This is a genomic window from Luteibacter sp. P1_D3 (genome assembly GCF_056406135.1).
On the sequence record NZ_JBFUAT010000048.1, the window covers coordinates 1 to 21214 of the forward strand.

General features: G+C 64.3%; 21 protein-coding genes. 6 read left to right on the plus strand and 15 right to left on the minus strand.

All coding sequences use genetic code 11. From position 1 onward, the window contains the following. A partial coding sequence (locus AC1DYM_RS20835; RefSeq protein ID WP_477341686.1) for a flavin monoamine oxidase family protein occupies positions 1 to 523 on the minus strand: 523 nt, incomplete at its 3' end. A gap of 175 nt (positions 524 to 698) precedes the next feature. Between AC1DYM_RS20835 and AC1DYM_RS20840 the strand changes: the two genes are divergently transcribed. Then, entirely contained in the window at positions 699 to 1712 is a 1014-nt protein-coding gene (locus tag AC1DYM_RS20840) for an aminoglycoside phosphotransferase family protein (RefSeq protein WP_477341643.1), read from the plus strand. Further along, positions 1709 to 2395, plus strand: coding sequence for an N-acetylmuramate alpha-1-phosphate uridylyltransferase MurU (gene murU / locus AC1DYM_RS20845; RefSeq protein ID WP_477341644.1), 687 nt, complete (start codon positions 1709 to 1711; stop codon positions 2393 to 2395). The genes AC1DYM_RS20840 and murU overlap by 4 nt, the downstream gene beginning before the upstream one ends. A 25-nt stretch (positions 2396 to 2420) precedes the next feature. On the opposite strand, the gene AC1DYM_RS20850 is transcribed toward murU, so the two are convergent. From AC1DYM_RS20850 to AC1DYM_RS20865, 4 genes are all read right to left on the minus strand, one after another. Next, the gene (locus tag AC1DYM_RS20850) at positions 2421 to 2648 is read right to left on the minus strand and encodes a hypothetical protein (RefSeq protein WP_046966000.1); all 228 of its coding nucleotides are present in this window, start codon (positions 2646 to 2648) and stop codon (positions 2421 to 2423) included. Positions 2649 to 2713: 65 nt separating this feature from the next. After that, positions 2714 to 3739 (minus strand): flagellar motor protein MotB, encoded by a 1026-nt coding sequence (motB, locus tag AC1DYM_RS20855; protein WP_477341646.1) that lies wholly within the window; start codon positions 3737 to 3739, stop codon positions 2714 to 2716. Between the two features lie 6 nt (positions 3740 to 3745). Beyond that, positions 3746 to 4600, minus strand: a complete 855-nt coding sequence (gene motA / locus AC1DYM_RS20860; protein ID WP_477341648.1) for a flagellar motor stator protein MotA — start codon at positions 4598 to 4600, stop codon at positions 3746 to 3748. An 80-nt stretch (positions 4601 to 4680) separates the two neighbouring features. Further along, positions 4681 to 5994 (minus strand): ATP-binding protein, encoded by a 1314-nt coding sequence (locus tag AC1DYM_RS20865; RefSeq protein ID WP_477341650.1) that lies wholly within the window; start codon positions 5992 to 5994, stop codon positions 4681 to 4683. A 134-nt stretch (positions 5995 to 6128) separates the two neighbouring features. On the opposite strand from AC1DYM_RS20865, the gene AC1DYM_RS20870 reads away from it, so the two are divergent. After that, positions 6129 to 6494 carry a response regulator gene (locus tag AC1DYM_RS20870; RefSeq protein WP_477341652.1) on the plus strand — a complete coding sequence of 122 codons (366 nt, stop codon included), beginning with the start codon at positions 6129 to 6131 and terminating at the stop codon, positions 6492 to 6494. 7 nt (positions 6495 to 6501) lie between these two features. Here the strand turns inward: AC1DYM_RS20870 and AC1DYM_RS20875 are convergent, their stop codons facing one another. Beyond that, the gene (locus tag AC1DYM_RS20875; RefSeq protein WP_477341654.1) at positions 6502 to 6846 is read right to left on the minus strand and encodes a hypothetical protein; all 345 of its coding nucleotides are present in this window, start codon (positions 6844 to 6846) and stop codon (positions 6502 to 6504) included. Positions 6847 to 7048: 202 nt separating this feature from the next. Here AC1DYM_RS20875 and AC1DYM_RS20880 point away from each other — a divergent pair, with 202 nt between their 5' ends. Then, positions 7049 to 7288, plus strand: a complete 240-nt coding sequence (locus AC1DYM_RS20880; RefSeq protein WP_477341656.1) for a hypothetical protein — start codon at positions 7049 to 7051, stop codon at positions 7286 to 7288. A 79-nt stretch (positions 7289 to 7367) separates the two neighbouring features. On the opposite strand, the gene secF is transcribed toward AC1DYM_RS20880, so the two are convergent. From secF to tgt, 4 genes are all read right to left on the minus strand, one after another. Beyond that, positions 7368 to 8330, minus strand: coding sequence for a protein translocase subunit SecF (gene secF, locus AC1DYM_RS20885; protein WP_046979717.1), 963 nt, complete (start codon positions 8328 to 8330; stop codon positions 7368 to 7370). Positions 8331 to 8340: 10 nt separating this feature from the next. Next, complete coding sequence (secD, locus tag AC1DYM_RS20890; RefSeq protein ID WP_046969441.1) at positions 8341 to 10215, minus strand: protein translocase subunit SecD; 1875 nt, start codon at positions 10213 to 10215, stop codon at positions 8341 to 8343. Positions 10216 to 10276: 61 nt separating this feature from the next. Continuing rightward, positions 10277 to 10621, minus strand: coding sequence for a preprotein translocase subunit YajC (gene yajC / locus AC1DYM_RS20895; protein WP_477341659.1), 345 nt, complete (start codon positions 10619 to 10621; stop codon positions 10277 to 10279). A gap of 146 nt (positions 10622 to 10767) precedes the next feature. Continuing rightward, positions 10768 to 11898, minus strand: a complete 1131-nt coding sequence (gene tgt, locus AC1DYM_RS20900) for a tRNA guanosine(34) transglycosylase Tgt (protein ID WP_477341660.1) — start codon at positions 11896 to 11898, stop codon at positions 10768 to 10770. A 143-nt stretch (positions 11899 to 12041) separates the two neighbouring features. Here tgt and fliK point away from each other — a divergent pair, with 143 nt between their 5' ends. Both fliK and AC1DYM_RS20910 read left to right on the plus strand, forming a co-directional pair. Then, positions 12042 to 13223, plus strand: a complete 1182-nt coding sequence (gene fliK / locus AC1DYM_RS20905; protein WP_477341662.1) for a flagellar hook-length control protein FliK — start codon at positions 12042 to 12044, stop codon at positions 13221 to 13223. Next, positions 13220 to 13483 (plus strand): flagellar biosynthesis protein, encoded by a 264-nt coding sequence (locus AC1DYM_RS20910; protein WP_477341664.1) that lies wholly within the window; start codon positions 13220 to 13222, stop codon positions 13481 to 13483. The genes fliK and AC1DYM_RS20910 overlap by 4 nt, the downstream gene beginning before the upstream one ends. 72 nt (positions 13484 to 13555) lie before the next feature. Here AC1DYM_RS20910 and AC1DYM_RS20915 read toward each other — a convergent pair whose 3' ends face one another. The 5 genes from AC1DYM_RS20915 to AC1DYM_RS20935 form a co-directional block, all read right to left on the minus strand. Then, positions 13556 to 14281, minus strand: coding sequence for a hypothetical protein (locus AC1DYM_RS20915; RefSeq protein WP_477341666.1), 726 nt, complete (start codon positions 14279 to 14281; stop codon positions 13556 to 13558). Then, on the minus strand, positions 14278 to 15603 hold the full coding sequence (locus tag AC1DYM_RS20920) for a hypothetical protein (RefSeq protein ID WP_477341668.1): 1326 nt from the start codon (positions 15601 to 15603) through the stop codon (positions 14278 to 14280). The genes AC1DYM_RS20915 and AC1DYM_RS20920 overlap by 4 nt, the downstream gene beginning before the upstream one ends. 121 nt (positions 15604 to 15724) lie before the next feature. After that, positions 15725 to 17077 (minus strand): UDP-N-acetylmuramoyl-L-alanine--D-glutamate ligase, encoded by a 1353-nt coding sequence (gene murD, locus AC1DYM_RS20925; RefSeq protein ID WP_477341670.1) that lies wholly within the window; start codon positions 17075 to 17077, stop codon positions 15725 to 15727. Continuing rightward, positions 17064 to 18410: a UDP-N-acetyl-alpha-D-muramoyl-L-alanyl-L-glutamate epimerase gene (murL, locus tag AC1DYM_RS20930; RefSeq protein WP_477341672.1), complete on the minus strand. Its 1347-nt coding sequence runs from the start codon at positions 18408 to 18410 to the stop codon at positions 17064 to 17066. The genes murD and murL overlap by 14 nt, the downstream gene beginning before the upstream one ends. A gap of 14 nt (positions 18411 to 18424) precedes the next feature. Then, complete coding sequence (locus AC1DYM_RS20935) at positions 18425 to 21037, minus strand: bifunctional aspartate kinase/diaminopimelate decarboxylase (RefSeq protein WP_477341674.1); 2613 nt, start codon at positions 21035 to 21037, stop codon at positions 18425 to 18427. Positions 21038 to 21214 lie beyond the last annotated feature (177 nt).

A 21214-nucleotide genomic window follows, 5' to 3' on the forward strand; every position in this document is an offset into this window, starting at 1 on the left:
GCTCCGCGATGCCGCCGTTGAGGTCGGACTGCACTTCACGCAAGCGCTGTGGCTTGCCGCCATACGCACTGGCACTGTGCAGGTAGGCGTTGTGATTGACCTGCACGAAGGGTTCGAGCGGAATGGCGAACTGGCGGCAGTAATCGAGCACGCCGTGATGGTGGTAAGGGATACGCCACGGCCCCGGATTGAAGTACAGGCCCTTGTCGAACTCGCAGACCTGTTTGTATCCGCCGAGCTCGGTGTAGACATCGCCATCACGCAGGGTCCAGTTGCGACCGCCGGCACGCGCGTTGTACTCGAGCACCTGTACCGTGTACCCCGCCTTGCCCAGTTCATAGGCGGCGACCAGCCCCGCGAGTCCGGCACCGAGAATCAGCACCGTTCCCTTCCCCGTGCCCTGCAGGCTCGCCGGTCGTCGATAAGGCGACTCCGCCGCAAAGCCCAGGTTGTTCATCGCCTGGTACATCAGCGCGCCGCCCCCGGCGACGCCGATCATCCGAAGCAGGTCACGACGCGTCATGGACGCGGACTTATCGTCTTCTTCCATCCACCCTTCCCCGTAGCTACCCCGTGCGGTCAAGATAACCACACGTTGCACTGCACAACAACTGCCATTGGTGTGCACCAATCGGGTGCTATGACAGGCCCACCCAAACCCTCTAAGCTCATCGGCAGCATCGTTTTCCCGAGCCCGTATGAATTCCAACGAAGACCGCTCCGCCGCTCGCCTTGCCTGGGCGCGCCATGTCACCGGCCAGCATGAACTCGTGCTGGAAAGTGCCTCGGCCGACGCCAGTTTCCGCAGCTACTGGCGCGGTTACGTCGACGGCCAGCCGGTCATCGTGATGGACTCGCCGCCGGATAAGGAAGATCCCACGCCGTGGGTCGCCATCGGCAAGCGCCTGGCGGACGCCGGACTGCACGTACCCACGGTGATGGTCGCGGACCTGGGGCAAGGTTTCCTGCTCATCGAAGACCTCGGCACGCGGACCTACCTTCCGGAACTCGACGATCGCTCGGTCGACGCTCTGTATGGCGACGCGCTCGACGCGTTGCTGCGCATGCAGATGCATGTGAGCACCGAAGGACTGCCGGCGTTCGATCACGCATGGCAGACCATGGAGATGGAAATCATGCCGGCGTGGCTGCTGGAGAAGCATCTCGGCGTGACGCTGGCCTGTGGCGAGTGGGATATCGTCGAGAACGCATTCACGGCCATCATGCATGCCATCGCGGAGCAGCCGCGCGCCTTCATGCATCGTGATTTCCACAGTCGCAACCTGCTGGTGACCGCGGAGCGCTCGCCTGGCGTGATCGACTTCCAGGGCGCCATGTCCGGTCCGATCACGTACGACCTGGCCTCCCTGCTGCGCGACGCCTATATCGTCTGGGACAACGAGCGCGTGGAGGGCTGGGTGGAAGCCTATCGCCTGCGCCTGCTCGACGCGCACCTGATCGAGGAGAGGATCGACACCGATCGCTTCCGTCGTTGGTTCGATCTCACCGGCCTGCAGCGTCACATCAAGATCCTCGGACTGTTCTGCCGGCTGTGTTATCGCGACGGCAAACCCGGTTATCTCAATGACCTTCCGCGTGTCCTGCGTTACGTCCTGGACACGGCACGCCGGCACGCGGACGTCGCGCCACTGGCGGACCTCATCGAAGCGAAAATCGGCCAGCGTGACATCCGTATCCCGGTGACCGCATGAGGCATGCGCTGATCCTCGCCGCCGGACTGGGCGAGCGCATGCGTCCGCTCACGACGCATACGCCGAAGCCACTCCTGGACGTTCAGGGCAAGCCACTTATCGTGCATCACATCGAAAAGCTCGTCGCTGCCGATGTGCGCTACATCGTCATCAACACATCCCACCTGGCGGAACAGTTTCCCGACGCCCTCGGCGACGGTTCGCAATGGGGCGTACGTATCCGCTACTCGTACGAAGGCCCCGTGCCGCTCGAAACCGGTGGCGGCATGCACAAGGCCCTGCCCTTGCTCGGGCCCGAACCGTTCCTCGTCGTCAGTGCGGATATCTGGAGTGAGATCGACTATGCCGCACTGCCCCGCGAACCCGCGGGCGTGGCTCACCTGGTCATGGTTGGCAATCCGGATTTCCACCCGAAGGGTGATTTTGCGTTCGCAGATGGACGGCTATACGAAGGCGACGGTCCGGCCGGCGCGGAGCGCCTGACTTTCGGCAACGTTGGCGTGTATCGCCGCGAGATCGTCGAGAACGAAGCCGCAGGCCGCTTCAAGCTGCTGCCGATGTACCAGCGCGCGATCGAGGCGGGCCGGCTTTCGGGTGAAAAATACGACGGCTTCTGGCGCAACGTCGGGACGCCAGCGCAGCTCGACGAGCTGCGCGAAAACCTGGATTCCCGACGCGCGTGATCAGACGTACGTGACCCGCTGGGGCTTACTGGATCGTTTCGGTGCTCAGTGCACGTAGTCGCTCATGACCCATGGCGAACGCTTCATTGAATGCACTGGTGATGTCGTCGAAGTCATTGGTGCCGGTGTTGGTTTCGATCTCTTCGCCGACGTGGTCCAGAATCCGGTAACTCGACCGGTAAACCTGCCCACCGCCGTCGTCGTGATACTTCACCGCCTTGGCCACCACTCTGAACTTACTGTGATTTTCCATTGCGCTTTTCCTTCCCCTGTACCCCGATACTGACCGGGGAAGGTGACGGTTGCAAGTGACCCGGATTACCCGCCCGGCGCAGCTCCCACGGCGACCGGCATGGCGCTGCCAACCGCTGACGACGGCGTCACGGAGGGCACACCGGGAACGCCACCGTTCACATGCTCGGCTTCGGCCGAGTGCAGCGACGGAACGGCGGGAAGCGTCTTCTCCTCATTCGCCACTTCCGTGGACAGGGCGGCCCTGGCGGCTTCGTTCGTCATCACCACGATGCTGATGCGGCGATTGATCGCCGAGGACGGATCGGCCTTGTCGAACGGCACCGACGCCGCGAGTCCGACGACGCGCGCCACCTTGTCCGGCTGCATGCCGCCCTCGGTAAGCGTGCGGCGTGCAGCATTCGCACGATCGGCGGAAAGCTCCCAGTTTCCGTACGCGCTGTCCGCGCGAATGTACGGCGCGTTGTCCGTATGCCCGGAGATACTGATCTTGTTCGGCACCTGGTTCACGAAGCCAGCCAGCTCGTGCAGGATCTGCACGGTGTACGACTTGAGCGCCCCGCTACCGGTATCGAACATCGGGCGGTTCTGCTTGTCGACGATCTGGATGCGCAGGCCTTCGGAGGTGATGTCGATCAGCAGCTGGTCCTTGTAAGGCGCCATGGCCTGGCTCTTGGCGATCGCCTCGGTCAGGTCCTTCATCAGCTGCTCGAGGCGACGCTTCTCCTTCTCCTTCGCCAGCTTGTCGATGTCCGACGCGCTGGGCTTGGCGAAGGACTGGTTGTCACCCGGCCCCTTTGGAAGATCCAGGGCGCCGCCTAGCTTGATCATGCTGGTGCTCGCGCCACCGGGGCCCATCTTGCCCGAGGGCGCCATGGTGGACTGGCCCTGGGTCATGCTCGGATTCTTGAAGTACTCGGAGATCGCCGCGCGCTGCTGCTTGGTGCCGGCGCCGACCAGCCACATGACCAGGAAGAAGGCCATCATGGCGGTGACGAAGTCGGCGTACGCCACCTTCCACGCGCCGCCATGGTGTGCGTGACCACCACGTTTTTTCTTGCGGACAATGATGACTTGCTTCAGGTCACTCATGAAGACTTACCGCGCGCTCTTCAGGTGCGCTTCGAGGTCCTGGAACGACGGCCGCGACGTGGTCTGCAGCGACTTGCGGGCGAACTCGACGGAAACCATCGGGTTGTAACCGCGCAGGTTGGCCAGCAAGCCGACCTTCACGCACTCGAACGCACGACCATCCGTGCTCACCCGTGCTTCCATCGCTGCGGACAGCGGGCCGATGAAGCCATAGGAAAGAAGGATGCCGAGGAAGGTACCGACCAGGGCGCCGGCGATGTGTTCGCCGATCACCGCGGCATCGCCGTCGATGGACTTCATCGTGATGACGATGCCGAGCACCGCGGCGACGATGCCGAAGCCCGGCAAGGCGTCAGCCATCTTCTGCACGGCGAGTGCCGGTGCCAGCGCCTGGTGGTGATGCGTTTCCAGCTCGACGTCGAGCAGCTGCTCGAGCTCGTGCGGATCCATGCTGCCGCCGACGATCAGGCGCAGGCAGTCCGTGATGAAATCGATGAGGTGATGCTCGGCGATCAGGCGCGGATAGGCCGAGAACAGGCTGCTGTTGGCCGGGTCCTCGATGTGGGACTCCATGCCGAGCTGCCCTTCCTTACGCATCTTGGTGAAGATGTCGTACAGCAGGGAGAGCAGGTCGATGTAGTCCTGCTTGCGGTAGCGCGGCCCCTTGAACAGGCCAAGGGCGTCGCGCCCCGCGCCCTTCACGATGTCGATCGAGTTGGCGCTGACGAACGCACCCACGGCGGCACCGAAGATGATCAGCAACTCATACGGCTGCCACAGGGCGCCGATGGATCCGTGTGACAGCACGTAGCCGCCGAGCACCGACACCAGGACGACGATAAAACCGAAGATGACCAACATGACGTACTTCCTTCCAGTCGTTTTTCTTATCGGCCAGCTTGGCTAGAAATTAAGGAACTTCGTCACGATTTCTGAACGATTCACTCAGGCAGGTCGAGCGGCTCGGGATAACGCGGAAACACCAGGCGGATTCGCGTGCCGACGCCGGCCTCGCTTTCGATCTCGATCCCGCCACCGGCCTGCGCCACGGTCCCGTAGACCTGGGCCAGGCCCAGCCCCGAGCCGCCCTCCTTGGTCGTGAAATAGGGCTCGAACAGGCGCTGCCGAACGTCGTCCGCCATGCCCCCGCCCGTATCCGTCACGCTGACGAAGATTTGGCGGGAAGCGGCACGCTCGCGCATGACCTCGCCCGTGGATGCGCCCCCCATGCGCTCGCCGACCTCGATCACCATCTTACCCATCCCTTCCATGGCGTCCCGTGCGTTGAGGCAGACATTCATCAGCGCCTGCTCGAGCCCGTGCCGGTCCATCCACACGGGCAGCGGCCCCGGCTGGCGGAAGACTTCGATGGCGATGCGCCCACTCATGCCGTGGCGGGCGAAATCCGCGAAGCCTTCGACGAGGTCGCCCAGGTCAAAGGGCTCGGGACGGGCCTGCTGGTTCCGGGCAAAGGCAAGCAGCCGCCGGGTCAGTGCCGTCGCGTGACGGGCGCCCTCGACGGCGTAGGTGAGCATGCGCCGGTGACGCGGTGCGAGTTCGTCGACATCGTCCTGCAAGCCAGACAGGCTGACGATCACCGTCTGCAGCATATTGTTGAAGTCGTGGGCGATGCCGCTGACCAGCTGCCCAATCGCCTGCTGCTTCTGGGCCTGGCGCGCACTCGCCTCCGCGAGATCGCGAGCCCGGTCGGCCATGGCCAGCTGTTCGCTGACACCCGCCAGGGACGTCTCCGCCTCGCGACGGGCGCCATGCTCGGCCTCCCATCGTTCGAGCAGGCTGCCGTACTGGGTCGTGGCGCTCGCCGAACGGGCCACCGACTCGTTGAGGCGATCCTGCAGCAGTTCGTTGATCGCCTCCAGCGCCGCTTGCAGGGCGACGCGCTCGGTGACATCGCGGCTGATCACGATGAAGTGGTCGAGGGTGTCGTTGCAGACGACGGGGGCGACCATCACCTCCCACCAGCGCGACGTACCCGCCGCAGTGCGCCGGGAGCTGACGAAATCGACCCGCTCGCCGGCCGCTGCCCGATCGAGCGCCCGCGCGACCATGTCGCGTGCCTCCACCGGCCAAAGATCCAGCCACCGCATGCCCAGCAGGTGATCGACACCATCGGGTGCCAGCGCCGCGCAGCCGAGGCCCGCCACGAAACGGATGACCCCGTCGCGGTCGAGCTCCTTCATGCAATCGGCGGAAGCCTCGACAAACTGCCTGTACCGCCCGTCCCCAGTGCTCATGGCGCGCGTGTCGTCCCCTAGCTTTGTGCCTTGCTATGACGCGCCGCGACATGCCTTCATGTCAAGGCATATCTGTCACGTATCCCCGACGGCGGCAAGCGGAAAGTGGCGATCATCGCCCTGACGGATTGCCCATGACCGCCACCGGACACGTACTCGTCGTGGAAGATGACCCCAGCGTGCTCGACATCACCAGCTTCATGCTGGAGCTGGAGGGCTACCACGTACTCACTGCGATGAACGCGAACGAGGCCCTGATACTTCTCCGTATGCACCAGGAGGTGGATCTGGTGCTCACCGACGTCAACATGCCCGGCGACATGGACGGGATCGACCTTGTACGTGAACTGCATCGGCAGGGGAACCGGGTGAGGTGCGTGGTGGTCTCCGGGGATGCCCTGCATGCCACGGAGCGGCTAGGCCAGCTCGCTGCGTTCCTGGCCAAGCCCTACGACCGCCGCAGCCTTCTAAAGGCGGTCTGCGAGGCGATGCCGCACTAACCGGATATCACGCGTGGCGGTGGTCGTCGTCTTCGTCTTCGTCCTCGTCTTCGTCAGCCTCCGCGCGCTCCTCGCCCGGCTTCTCGTAGCCCGGCTTGTCGTCGTCAAAGCCGGTTTCGCCCTCGGCGAAATACGGGGCACCCTCTTCATCCACGCCCTCGACCAGACCGAGCGCCTTCTCCGCCGCTGTAGCGGCGCTTGCCTCGTCACGGAAGCTGCGGTTGTCGTAGACCGAGAAGTAACTCGGGAAGCCCCCGGAGGCCGGGTGCGACGACAGAAGAGCCGCAAAGCGCGAGCCGTCCTTGGTGGCGCTACTGCGCAGGGTGAAGCCGGGGAATTCGCGTTCTGCCATGGGTGGAACCTCATCAGGGGTGGAAATTCTAGCCCAGCCGGGACCTTGCAGGCCTTATCTGGAAACTGTGAAAGCCGTCACACCCGTCGTTCAGGCAATGGGCACTTGCTCCGCAGGATCTTGTAGGGTATTTCCTACATCAAGCGGCCTCACACAGAATTCACGATGGCCGCGAAACAGGGGAAACAGGGGCAGGTTCCGCATGAACGTCATTACCACCACGCCGCCTTCCCGGCGTCTGGCGTGGACCGTATCGGCCGTCCTCGCGATCGCCGGCATCATCGGCCTGGCGCTCGCGCCCAGGGTCGCCGCCGCGATTCCGAGGACCGCGATACAGATGGTCTACGCCTGGCTTTGCGCATCACTCGTGGGCTCCGCCTACGTGGTGCTGACGCTGGCCAACGACGCTGAAGGCGCCATCGAGGACAGGGACGAATTCTGATCTCAGGGATGGGGTGTGACACAAAGAAAAAGCCCACCGGAGACGGTGGGCTTTTTCGTGTCAGAAGCTGGTCGCCGATTTACGGGCGACGCTCCAGTTCCGGGTCTTCCTTGCTGCGCGGCATGAGGTCCTTCTTCGACACGCCCAGCCAGAGCAGGATCGGGCTGGCGATGAAGATCGAGGACAGCGTGCCGACCAGGATACCGATGAGCATCGTGATCGCGAAGCCGTGCACGACCGGACCGCCGATGAAGAACAGTGCCGCCATGGTGATGCCGGTGAACAGCGAGGTGATGATCGTTCGCGACAGCGTGCTGTTGATCGAGCGATTGAGCACTTCTTCCGGCGTCGCGTTGCGGCTGGCGCGGAACAGTTCGCGGACGCGATCGAACACGACCACCTTGTCGTTGATCGAGTAACCGACCACGGCGAGCACCGAGGCGAGCACGGTCAGGTCGAAGTCGCGCTGGGTGATCGCGAAGATGCCCAGGGTCACCAGGACGTCGTGGATTTCGGTAGCCAGCGCCGCAAGGGCGAAACGCCATTCGAAGCGGAGCCACAGGTAGCCCATGATGCCGATGATGACGAAGGCCACGGCGACGACGCCGTCGCTGCGCAGCTCTTCACCGACCTGCGGGCCGACGAAGGAGCGGCTCTTCTGGATCACGTCCGGACGGGTGACCTTGAGTGCGGCGACGACGTCGCCTGCCACCTTGGCGGCGGCTTCATCGCCGGTCAGCGAGACCGAGTTCTTGTCGTCCTTGGGCTGCATGCGGATGGTGAAGTCACGCGTGCCACCGACAGCCTGGACCAGCGGGTTCTCGAGGCCGGACTTCTCCAATGCCGCGCGGACGTCGGCCGGATCGATCGGAGCCTGGTATTCCACCTCGACGGCGACACCACCGACGAAGTCCTGGCCGTAGTTGAAGCCCTTGGTGAGGATCAGGCTGATCGAGCCGATCATCAGCAGGATGCCGAGACCGATGCTGAAACGGCGCAGACCGAGGAAGTTGAAGTTCGAATTGTGGTTGAAGATTTCCATGGCTTCCTCCTCAGACCGACAGGGTCTTGAGCTTGCGGCCGCCGTGGATCAGCGCGGTGATGGCGTGCGTGACCGTCACCGACGTGAACATCGACGTGAGGATACCGATGAAGAGCGTGACACCGAAGCCCTTGATCGGGCCCGAACCCATGGTCATCAGGCCGAGCGCGGCGAGCAGGTGGGTCACGTTGGCGTCGAGAATCGTCGCCCAGGCCTTGTCGTAGCCGGTGCGGATCGCCGCCAGCGGCGAGGAGCCGTTGCGCAGCTCTTCGCGGATGCGTTCGCAGATCAGCACGTTGGCGTCGATCGCCATACCGAGTGTCAGCACGATACCCGCGATGCCCGGCATCGTCAGGGTGACGTGGATCATCGACATGACGGCGATGAGCAGCACCAGGTTGAAAAACAGGGCGACGTCGGCAACGAGACCGAACAGCTTGTAGTAGATGGCGGCGGCAACCAGGACCAGTCCGAGGCCGAGCATGACGGCCTTGAAGCCCTTGTCGATGTTGTCCGCGCCGAGGCTCGGACCGATCACGCTTTCACCGACGATGTCGATGGGCACGGCGAGCGAGCCGCCGCGCAGCAGCAGCGCGAGTTCCGAGGCTTCCGAATCGCTGGGCAGACCATTCGTCGAGAACTGCTTGCCGAACGGCGAACTGATGTTGGCGTAGTTGATCACCTCTTCGGTGATCTTCGGCGTCTTCACTTCCTTGCCGTCGACCATCTTCGTGTCGGTGGTCCGCGTGATGTACAGCACGGCCATCGGCTTGCCAACGTTGCCGTTGGTGAAGTCCTGCATCTTGCGTGCGCCCGCACTGTTCAGCGAGACGCTGACATTGGGCGTACCGTTCTGCTGATCCCGACCGGAGACCGCCGAGGTGAGCTCGTCACCCGTCGCGATGATGGTCTTGCTGAGCAGGTACGGACGACCTTCGCGGCCGTAATAAAGCTTGGCATCCGGCGGCACGCTGCCCGAGCGGGCGGCGTCCGCGGCCTGCTGCGGCGTGTACAGGCCGGCGCGGTACTGCAGCGTGGCCACGGCACCGATGATCTTCTTCGCCTCGGCGGTGTCCTGCACGCCGGCGAGCTCCACCACGATCTGGTTGGCGCCCTGCTGCTGGATCAGGGGCTCGGACACGCCCAGCGCATTGACGCGCTGACGGAGCGTGGTGAGGTTCTGCGTGATCATGCTCTGCGAGAGCTCACGCAGCTTGGTCGCCTTGATCACCGCGTTGAGGATGAAACGATTGCCCGTGGCCGCGCCATCGGCGACGGTGAGTTCCGGATAATCGGTGGCGATGAGCGTGGCCGCGGCCTGGCGATCGGCATCCGTGCGCAGAACCACGCTGACGCCCTGGCCACGCGCATTGCGATTGACGGCGTCGTAGGACACCTTCTTCTCACGCAGCAACGCCCGGATGTCGTCGGAATAACGCGTTTCCTGTGCATCGACGACCGCACCCTGGTCGACTTCCATCAGGAAGTGCACGCCGCCCTGCAAATCGAGGCCGAGCGGCATCGAGAAGGCATTGATCGACTGCAGCCACGCCGGCACGGTCGACGCCTGGTTCAGCGCGACGGTGTAGTTCTCGCCCAGCGTCGTACGCAGCGCGTCCGATGCCTTGGTCTGTGCGTCCGCCGTCGCAAAACGTGCCAGCAGGCGGCTGGTCTTCTCATCGACGTCGATCACCGAGGCCGGCGTCTTCGCCGTAGCGAGGATGCCCTCGACCTTGGTTTTCAATGCCGCATCGACCGTTGCACCGCGGTTACCCGAAATCTGCACCGCCGGTTGGGGCGGGAAGACGTTCGGCAACGCGTAAACGATGCCGAGCAGCAACACGATCACGACCAGCGCGTATTTCCAGCGTGGAAAATCACTCATGCCTTGCCATTCCATGAAAAGCGGCCACAAGCGGCCGCGGCTGACGCCGTTGAGACAAAGCTCAGGACTTCTTGAGGCTGCCCTTCGGCAGGACCTGGGTGATCGAGCCCTTCTGCACCTGGACAACGGTGCCCGGGGCGATTTCCACGCGGACGAACGACTCGCCCACCTCTTCGATGCGGCCGGCGAGACCGCCACCCATCACGACTTCGTCGCCCTTGGCCAGAGCGGACAGCAGGTTGCGATGCTCCTTCTGACGCTTCATCTGCGGGCGGATCATCATGAAATAGAAGATGCCGAACAGCACCGCCATCATGATCAGCGGCGAGAGGCCCAGTGCTCCACCCTGGGGGGCGGCAGCGGGAGCGGTGGCCTGTGCAATGGCGGCGAAGGTCGGAAGGCTCATCGTCAATTCTCGCAAGTCATGGAACAGCCACGGAAAAGCGGCTGCTCACGTAAAAAGATCGTGGATTATGCCACGCACCCCGACGCTTATGTACCGCGCCCCGCCAAGGCTTTGGGGCGCCATGTGGCGCCCGCAAGCCCGCCGGATCAGCCGTCGACCTCGGCCTTGCGCCGCGCCGCGTAGAAGTCGGCGACGAAATCGTCGAGCGTGCCCGTCTCGATCGCGCCGCGCAGGCCGGCCATGAGCCGCTGGTAGTGACGCAGGTTGTGCATCGTCGCCAGCTGGCTGCCGAGGATCTCGTTACAGCGGTCCAAGTGACGCAGATAGGCCCGACTGAAGCCGTTGGCGCAGGCGTAGCAGTCGCAATCTTCCTCGATCACGCGCGTATCCATCGAGAACTTCGCGTTACGGATCCTTAACGTGCCTTCCCGGGTGAACAGAAAGCCGTTCCGGGCGTTCCGCGTGGGCATGACGCAGTCGAACATGTCGATGCCGCGGCGCACGGCCTCCACGATGTCCTCGGGACGACCCACCCCCATCAGGTAGCGTGGGCGATCCTTCGGCAGCATGTGGAGCGTGAGGTCGAGGGTGTGGTTGCGCTCTTCCTCCGGCTCACCCACGGCGAGACCACCCACCGCATACCCGTCGAAACCGATCTCGATCAGGCGCTCGGCCGACCGGTGGCGCAGGTTCTCGTAGGTACTGCCCTGGACAATGCCGAAGAGCGCGTTGGGGTTCTTCAGGTCGTCGAAGGCCTGACGCGAGCGCTCGGCCCAGCGCAGGCTCAGCTCCATGGAGTCGGAGGCGACCTTTTCGGTGGCCGGGTACGGCGTGCACTCGTCGAAGATCATGGCGACGTCCGAATCCAGGACTTTCTGGATGCGCATGGACTCCTCGGGCGAGAGAAACACCTTGGAGCCGTCCACCGGCGAGGCGAAGGTCACGCCCTCCTCGGTGATCTTCCGCTTGTGCGCCAGCGAGAACACCTGGAAGCCGCCGGAATCGGTAAGGATCGGCTTATCCCAGCCGATGAACTTATGCAGGCCGCCGAAKTCGCCGACGATCTCCAGTCCGGGACGCAGGAATAGGTGGAAGGTGTTGCCGAGGATGATCTCCGCGCCCGTATCGAGCACGTCGCGGGGCGTCATGGCCTTGACGGAACCGTAGGTCCCCACCGGCATGAAGGCCGGGGTTTCCACGGTGCCACGGCCGAATCGGAGACGGCCACGCCGGGCCGCGCCATCGGTGGCGAGGAGGTCGAAAGGAAGCTGGGTCATCCGCCCATTCTACCTTGGACCCACCCGCGGGGCAGCCGGGGCCTTTGTAGGGCCTTGCTAAAGTTTCGCAAGATTCCGCCGATCTCCTAAGCCACAGGAGCGCGTCCAGCCGGACTCGCCCAGGCCCTCGGGAGGACCTGCCCTTGATCATCCAGCCGACCAGTATCGCTGCCCAGTTGTGGGCGGGCGCGGTCTCGGGCACCACCGCCGCCGCGGATACGTGGCGCGTGGGCACCCTGCTGACGGCTCGGATCATGGGGCAGACCGACATCGGCAAACTCCTGCTCGACATCGGCGGCCTGACCGTCGAGGCCGACGCGGCGGGGACCTCCCTGCCCCACCAATTCCAGGTTCGCGTACTGACCCAGGGCACCCAACCGCAGCTCGAGGTGCTCCCTGGCGCCGTGGACGACCGCGTCGCCATGCAGGGCCTGCGTGAGCGCCTGCCTTTGCAGAACGGCTACGCCCAGCTGCTCGGGGTGCTGTCCGCCCTGGCCAGTCGACCGATCGCCCGGACGTTACCCGCCACCCTGCGTGCAGCCCTTGCCACACTGGAAGCAGCGATCAGCAAGCCGGACGACGTGAGCACGCCGCTGGGCATGAAGGAAGCCATCGCCAAGAGTGGCGCCTTCCTCGAAGCGCATCTGGCCGAGCCGAAGGAAGAGACGCCGGCGGCCGACGATTTCAAGGCGGCACTTCTTTCGCTTCGCCGCGCGCTCACCGATCTGCCGGCAGCTCGCCCCGCACCCCGTCCCGGTGCGGACGGCATGCCGGGACGTCCGCTCAGCGACACGCCGCCGCCCCTGGCGCAGCGTGCGCTCGTGGCCCAGCCCCGCGCTGCCGCACTCGCCGAACTCACGGTGACCGAAGACAACGTCGATGAGCTCGTCGGGCAGTTGCGAGGCGACGTGCGTGCGGCACTCTCCCGCGTCGAGATCGGTCAGCTGGAGTCACATCCGCAGGCCGGACTGTGGATGATCGAGATTCCGCTGGCCGGCGTGCGTGGTTACGACGTGCTGCAACTTCGCATCGAAGAAGGCAAGCCGAGCCCCTCCGAACCCGAGGGGATGTGGACCGTCGGCTTTGCCATCGATCCGCCGACGCTCGGCGCCGTACAAGGTGAGATCCAGCTTCGCGTCCCGCGCGTGTCCGTACGTCTCTGGGCACAGCACGGCGAAACCGTGTCGCGCCTCGAAACCGAATTCATGTCGTTGCGCAGGCAGCTCGAAAAGAGCGGTCTTCAGCTCGACCATTTCGCCTGCATGCACGGCCTTCCCGTTCCGACCAGCGCTTACAGCGCCGTCCTTCTCGAAGCACGCGCATGACCCAGTCCCTTCCGTCACCTCGCCGCAGCGTCACCCTGCGTCTCGCCTCACCCACCAGCAACGGCAGTAACCAGCGCATCGATGCCGCCGGCGTGAAGTCGATGCTGGAGCGCGCGCAGTCGCTTGGCCTGGCACCGCAGCTTGACCCACAGATCGCGACCWTGCTTGCCGCCGTGCGTCTGCGCGACGACGTGCCGCCGGAGTTGTATGCGGCGTTGGCCGCCGTTGTCGGGACGTTGCTGAGCGCGACGCGGGATTGATTGCTGGCGCCCAGAGGCGCTCGCCAGCGCACACGATTGATCGCCAGCACCCATCGCGCACGGCCAAAAGACTCACCACCAGATATCGTTTCTTAGCAGAGAACCTCGCGTCGAGCGCAGCGTCTCCACCCCATTGGGTCCTGGAACATACTCGGTAATCTCACCTTGTATGTAACGCTGCACCAACCAGCCACCCATGCGGTAGGGATGCTCCGCACTCCGCCAGCCGGTGAGGCTGGTCGTCTCGACGTCGTGGAGAAGCGACATCAGCTTCACTGAATCGTCGACCGTGTCGGAAAGCCCTGCATAGTCGATAGTCGGCATTTTAGGGTCGTCGAACGCTTGCCTACCTATCAGGGTGCCATCTGCACTTCGGATGCCGTGATCGGTATCGTAGGATCGGACGACCTGCTGATTGAACCCGTCGGCGAGTCTCCCGAGCGAGCCACCCGCATTGAGAACCTGTTCAATCCACGCACGATCCTCGGCCCCCAGCTTCGTGTCCACGACGGACAAGATGCCCCGATGGCTCACCAGATCGAACGGTTCAGCCATGACATCCGGCCTTGCTCGCCTCATGCAAGTCAACGTGAAAGCGAGAGGGCGCGCGAGCCGTTCGAAGGCTTCACCGACATCGGCGATGTTCTCCATCTTTCCGAAGACGGATGCAATGCCATCGTAGTCGCTATGATCGACATGCGGGACGAACGCGCTTTCGGAGCGCGCTTCGATCTGCGGCGCCATCTCTGGCGTCGCCCGCATCGAGAGAAACAAGGTCGTGGCATCGATCCTCGTCATGGACGATGTTTCCGAGGCTTCGCAAGATCCAGAGGCTTCCGATATGCCCGATATGTCTCCTGGCAGACATGCTGGAAAGCCGCAGCCGAGACCGTGGCACTCTTGCCATCCAGTAAGGCCATGACATACGCAGTGGGAACGTAAGTAATGTCCCAATAGTCTGGATGATTGGAAGGGCGATTCATCCGGATGGGGCCCACCATCCCAATGCCTGCGCATGGACCTATAGGCAGCCGCGCACTGAATTCGCCTCGCGCATTGGTGAGACCGTCGACCGTCGCCAGAGTGATCCTTCTCTTCGTGGCGGGGTCGTAGTCTACGGCGACCAACCTAACGTGCTCTCCGGCGGGAGCACGCGTCGCCTCGTCACTGTCGAAAACAACCGCCGTGACATCGATCTGGCGCGCCGCATTTGCCCCTCCGGGGACCGGCGTCACCCCTTCAGGCACCGCGAACGGCGTCTCCTTACCGGGAGCGAGGTGACTAATGTTTTCACTGCTGCCCGCAGTGGCGATAACGCTCCGTGATGCAGGATCGAAGGTATGCAGTGTGTAGCTCCCTACCGTCTGTGTACCACCCTCTTTCCATCGCGCACGAAGAATCAGGGGAACGGTCATTGATGCGGAAACCTCGATAGGCCCGCTCTGTGGGACAACGACCCAACGGCCCCTCGAGAGAACTTCGCACACGACATCCGCTGATCCACCGCAGCTCAGCCGGGCGGACGACTGTTGCTTACCTACCGAGACGACGTAGAGGTCCACATCGGACGCCGAGTCCAGCGTGGCCTCGATATGCTGGTTTCCCTTGAGAACCGAGGGGTGCTCCGGGGTGTCGTTCGGCTCGTAGATGTCGGGGTTCGCGACGACCTCCGCCTGAAACTGGAACGGAACGCCCGGCTGAATGCCTTGACCACCGAGCATCAGCAGCCAACGCGTGAGAGGCGGCGCTATCGCTTGCAACAGTGAATAGGTACCGCCGGAGACATCGGATGCGGCGGCCACCGTCGTTCCGTCATCATTGACCCTGATCAGGTGCACACCGTGCGCGCCATCCAGCGGGAGTCCAGCGACGACCACGTTGAGCTTGGCGGCTTGCTCCGACGCGTCCGTGACGAACTGGAAGCATTCCGTCATGGCGCTTGATTCCACTACCGCATCGTACGCCGGCCCTATCTGGGCTTCGGCACACCCGGCGACCGGCGCCGCCTGAGTGACAGTCCCGGCACTAGGGGGATCGACGATGACTGAATCAGCACAAGCCGCCGCTGGCAGCGACAACGCCAATAGCGCGCACACAGATGAATAACGCTTTCGCTTCATGGGCCTTCCTCCTGAATGGTTCATCCAGACTAAGGAAGGGCATCCCATGACTTATGCAGGCGAAGGTACTCGGAGGACGTAGCGACACGCCGAGATTGTCCCGGCCTCGCTCGACAAACAATCAGCCGATGCCGAGACCTAGAATATGCGCGGCATCGGATTGGAAGCCGGCAAGTTCAGCGAAGCGCATGCCACGCTCCGCATAATCGCGAAACTGATCGAAGCTCGGCGCACCGGGCGACAACACGACAACACCTTCGCCACGTAGCGCATCGCGGGCAGCACCCACCGCGGCAGCAAGATCGGTCGCGCGGTAAACATTAGGTACGCCTACCGCTTCCAGTGCGTCGGCAATACGCGGCCCACTACGACCCTGGCAAACGATCGCTTCGGGCGCACGCTTGCGCATAGCTTCGACGAACGGCGTCCAGTCGAGCCCCCGATCGTGACCGCCGACGATGAGCGCGGCACGCGCGCTGCCTACCGTTTCCAGCGCGGCGAGGCTTGCCAGCGGTGTCGTACTGATCGAATCATTGATCCACTCGAGGCCATCGCGCTTGCCTAGCGGCTGCAGTCGATGCGGTAACGGCACGAAACTCGAAAGAGCCGGCACCGCGGCACGAGCGTCCAGCCCCATGATCTCGAGCGCCGCCAGCGCAGCACACGCGTTGATCGCATTGTGCAACCCGGGAGCGGATACGCGATCGGCGCGAATCACGTCTTCGTCGCCGCGACGGATCCAGCCAGCCGCCACATGCCAGTGAGCGGCATCGCCGAACGTGTGCAGCTCGGGATGGTCGACGGCACGGGCAAGCAGCGCAGGCTGCATCGCGTTGACGAGCACCGCCGACGACGAAGCAAGCAGCTTCAGCTTGTCGTCGACATAACGCTCGCGTGAGCCATGCCAGTCCAGGTGTTCTTCGTAGAGACTGGTCACGACACCCAGGTTCACGCCCGATGCTTCGCCCGTCTGAAAACTGGAGAGCTCGATCACCCAGAGGTCGGCCGTCTCGTCGTCCATCTCGAGCAAGGGGAGGCCGATGTTGCCGACGAGCGCGGTGCGCACCCCGATCGAACGCGCGAGATGGGCGATCAAGGCCGACGTCGTGCTCTTGCCCTTGGTTCCCGTCACCGCGATGGTCTTCGCCAGCGGGTGCCCAGCGAACCACAGCGCGGTGCCGGAGGTGAAGCGAGTACCGCGACCCTGCGCATCGAGCAATTCCGGCTTGTACGCGGAAATCCCGGGTGACTTGATGACGACGTCATATGCCGCAAGCGCGTCGGCATCCGGCGGCACACCATGAACGGCCTGACCAGGAAAGGCGGCACGCGCGGCGTCGACTTCATCTGCCGCGCAATAAAGATCGACGGCCTGCCCGGGTAGGTGCCGCGCCAGCGCATTCAGCGCGGCACGCCCCTCGCGACCGAAACCCCAGACGGCGACTCGTCGCCCGGCGAGATCAGCCCAGTGCATCCAGCGCTCCGAGCAACCGCTGCGGCACGAGGTGCGACGCACCCGGTTTCAGCCACGGCTCAAGCGACAGCTCCTCGCGGTCCAGCTGCGGCAGGATCTCGCGACGGAATCGGGAGACCAGCGCATCCTCGCGCCACTCCGGACGCTCGGCCAGCGAGGCCAGGGCGGCCCGCGCTTCCGCACCTTCGCCCACGCACTCGAAAGGCTTGTGATCCTTGTATTCCAGCAGCGCATCGAACGCGCCTGCAAGCGCGTCGTCATCGAGCAGGTTGCGCCCGAAAATCGACACCAGCCTCGGCTTGGCCATGAACGGCGCCAGCGCGAGGAAAACGAAATGGCACTTCGGGCACTGCCCGCACCAGCGATCCGCCGGCTTGGGGCCGAGGATGCGGAAATTGCGGTTGCAGCTGGAGAAGACGTCGAAATACGCACCACCCAGGCGCGCAAACGCACTGGTCACCGCCAGTTCGGACCACGGACGGAGCAGCGAGCAGTAGTCGAGATCGGCGGCAACGTGCGTGTGGATGTAGTCGTGCAGGGTCCTCTCGAAACCGAAGCCCTTGCTCCACTGGTGATTCACTTCCTGGCCTTCGTACTCGAGGGTCGCGACGGACGCGGACCGTTCGTTGGCGAAGACCACCGAGTCGTAGCCGTACAACACCGCGGCCACGGTGAGGATCACCGAGTTGATCGCGGTGACGGGAATGTGGCCATTCCACGCACCGAGGCGATTGAGCTCGAACAGGCCCGGTGCGAGTTCGCGCGAAATGTTCAAGGTGGACAGGCCCGTTCGCGCCGCACATTCGGCGATCAACGGCGAGTTGCCGACCCAGGTCGCCGTCGCATCGGCAGCGATCGACTTGACCGCCTCGACGGCAACCACCGAGTCCTTGCCGCCACCGACCGGCAGCAGCGAGCGATGCGGCAGACCGATCGCTGGTGCGCTAGCGGCCGCTTTCCTCTCGAACGGGAAGGCAATGCGCGAACGCAGGTCGAGCCGGTTGCGGTAGGCGAACTCGGCCAGTCCATGCAGGTACAACGCATCCAGCATCGAGGCGCTGTCTTCATCGAGCGACTCGCCTTCGACGACGATCGTCTCCGGGATACCCGCTTTGTAGTAGCTGACACCGGCAACGAGATGAAGCAGGCGCAGGGCGGCGGCGAACGCGGCCTCGCGTTCCGCCGGCACCGTCGGCGCGCCGGGAAAGGTCACGCGCTCGATCAGTTCCGGACCGTTGTCGAAGGCGTAGACGAGCTCGGCCACGCCATCGGCGTAACTGTGGCGAACGAAACGAAAGCGCTGGCTTTCGCGCGGATCGATGGGCATATCCATAGTGGTCACATCGGTCACGGCAGGAGCACCTCGTCGGCTTCGTCACGCAGGTTGTAGCGCGAGGACATCGCGGCGCCATAGGCACCACCCTGCGCCACCAGGACCACATCATCCTCCTTCGACTCGGKCAAACGCCTGTCAGAACCGAGGATATCGCCTGACTCGCAGATCGGCCCGACCACCTGGTACATCGTGGTGGCGGGTTCGCCATAGCGGCTGAGGTTGGTGATTTCGTGCCACGCATCGTAAAGCGCCGGGCGGATCAGGCTGTTCATGCCCGTGTCGAGGCCGAGGTAGCGCATGCCGGCGCCCTTCTCTTTCTCCTGGGTCACCTTGGCTAGCAGCACACCCGCGTCCGCCACGAGGTAACGGCCCGGCTCCATCCACAGTTCGAACTGCGGATAGGCCTGGCGCACCGCCGTGAGCACGCGATCGAGTGCCGTCATGTCCAGCGCCGTCTCACCCGGATGCGAAGGCACGCCCAGTCCGCCACCGATATTGAGCACGCGAATGGTCCCGATACGCTCCGCCAGCGAGGCGAGCTGCGAGTAGACCTCACCCCAGTGGGCGGCATCGAGGATGCCCGAGCCCAGGTGGGCATGCAGTCCGATCACCCGCGCACCAGCCGCATCCGCCAGGCGGAGGAAGCGATCCAGATGTTCGATGGGCACACCGAACTTGCTGCCGGTGCCTCCGGTTTTCACCTTGTCGTGGTGACCCAGACCACGCCCGAGATCCACGCGCAGCATGATCTCGCGGCCGGCGAACATCTCGCCCCAGTGTTCGATGGGATGCAGGGCATCGATCGTGATCGTCGCGCGCGTTTGCAGGGCCGCCTCGAAATCGCGACGTGCCGCGAAATTCGGCGTGAACAGCAGAGGGACGTCGTCGGGCACCACCGCCGACACGGCGGCGAGCTCTCCCGGCGACACACACTCGAACGCGAAACCTTCCTCGGCCAGGACCTTCAGGATGCCCGGATGCGTGTTGGCCTTGACCGCGTAATGCGCGCGATCCACCGCACGCAGCGATTTCACGCGGCGCGCCTGCGCGCGCACCGTCGGAAGGTGATAGACATAGCGAGGCGTCCGCTCTTCAGCCAGCTGGACGAGCCTCGTCCGCTCACCCTGCCACCATGCCGCGGCGGGCAGCACCGGGTCGCCGGCGCCGTAGAGCGTCTGCCAGGAGGGTCCGAAGACCATGCTGTCGTCGGTACGCAGCGCACCGGCGCCGATCAGTAGTTCATGCAGGCGCGGCAGCATGTCGTCGACCACGTCTTCGTCGACAACGAAGGTGATGTTGAGGTTGTTCGACGACTGCGAGATCAGGTGCACGCGCAACTGGCCGAACTCGGCCAGTACGCCCGACAGCTTGTGCAGCATGGAGCGCATGCCGCGGCCGACGAGGGTGATCGCCGCGCACGGCGCGATCACCTTCACCCGGCACACGCGGGCCAGGTCCGCGGCCAAGGCAGCGATCGCGTCGGAATCGAGCAGGTTCTCGGTCGGATCCAGCGATACGGTGACGTTGGTCTCGGCCGAACCGATCAGGTCCACCGACAGGCCATGGCGCTTGAAAGCGTCGAACACGTCGGCGAGGAAGCCGACCTGCTGCCACATGCCGACCGATTCCATCGATACGAGCGTGATGCCCTTGCGTGCGCTGATCGCCTTGATACTCGGCGCGTGCTCACGCACTTCGGGGCCGATCGCGGTGCCTTCCAGCTCGGGCCGGTTGGTGTCCTTGATCAACAACGGCACGCGCGGTTCGCGCAACGGCGAGAGGCAGCGCGGATGCAACACCTTCGCGCCGGTGGAAGCGATTTCCTGGGCTTCTTCGTAATCGAGACGCTGGAGCAGGCGCGCGCCGGCGACCTGACGGGGGTTAGCACTGAACATGCCGGCCACGTCGGTCCAGATTTCCACCCGCAACGCGGCCAGCAACGCACCGAAGTACGCCGCCGAGGTGTCCGAGCCGCCGCGACCGAGCAGCACGGTACGACCGGCCTCGTCCCGGGCAATGAAGCCCTGGGTGATGAAGACCTCGCCGCGTGCGGCAAGCGCTGCGGACAGGGCAGGATCGTGATGCGGCTCGACCATCGCCGAGAGCAGGCGCGTGCGCTCGTTCTGGTTGGGCAGGGCGACGGAGTTCAGGCATTCCCGCGCATCCAGCCAGGTGGTCGGCAAGCCGTTGGCACTGAGGAAAGCCGCACCCAGCGCGCTGGACATCAGTTCACCGTGCGCCTGCACGCGAGCCTGCCAGGCCAGCTCACCCAACTCGGCCGCGCCCGCGTCCGCGAGGCCGGCAAGGTCGGACAAGCGTGCGCCGAGGGTGTCCGGCATCGCCAGGGACATCTCCGCGAGCAGGGCATGGTGGCGATCGGCCAGGGCGGCGGCCGCGTCCGAGCGACGTTTGGAATCCGGGTGCGTGCAAAGCTGTTTCAGGCCGTCCGTGATGCCGGAGAGGGCCGAGACCACGATCAGCACGCGCGCGCCTTCGGCGCGACGGCTGGCAGCCAGCTCGAGGATGTTGCGCCAGCGTGCGGCGGTGGCCACCGAGGTGCCGCCGAACTTCATGACGATCCAGGGCGCGTTGTCGGGCAACGTCGCGTTTGCGTTTTCGCTCACGGGATTCTTTGCAGTGAAAAACCCCCGAAGTGTTGCGCTGCAACGAGAAAAAGGCAATGTGGGCCTGAATGGGGGCAGGGTCTTGGCTCACTGTGGGAGCCGGCTATGCCGGCGATGGACTCCCCCGCTAAGCCGCTCCGTTGGCTTTTCGCCGATGAATCGGCTCCTACATGTCCT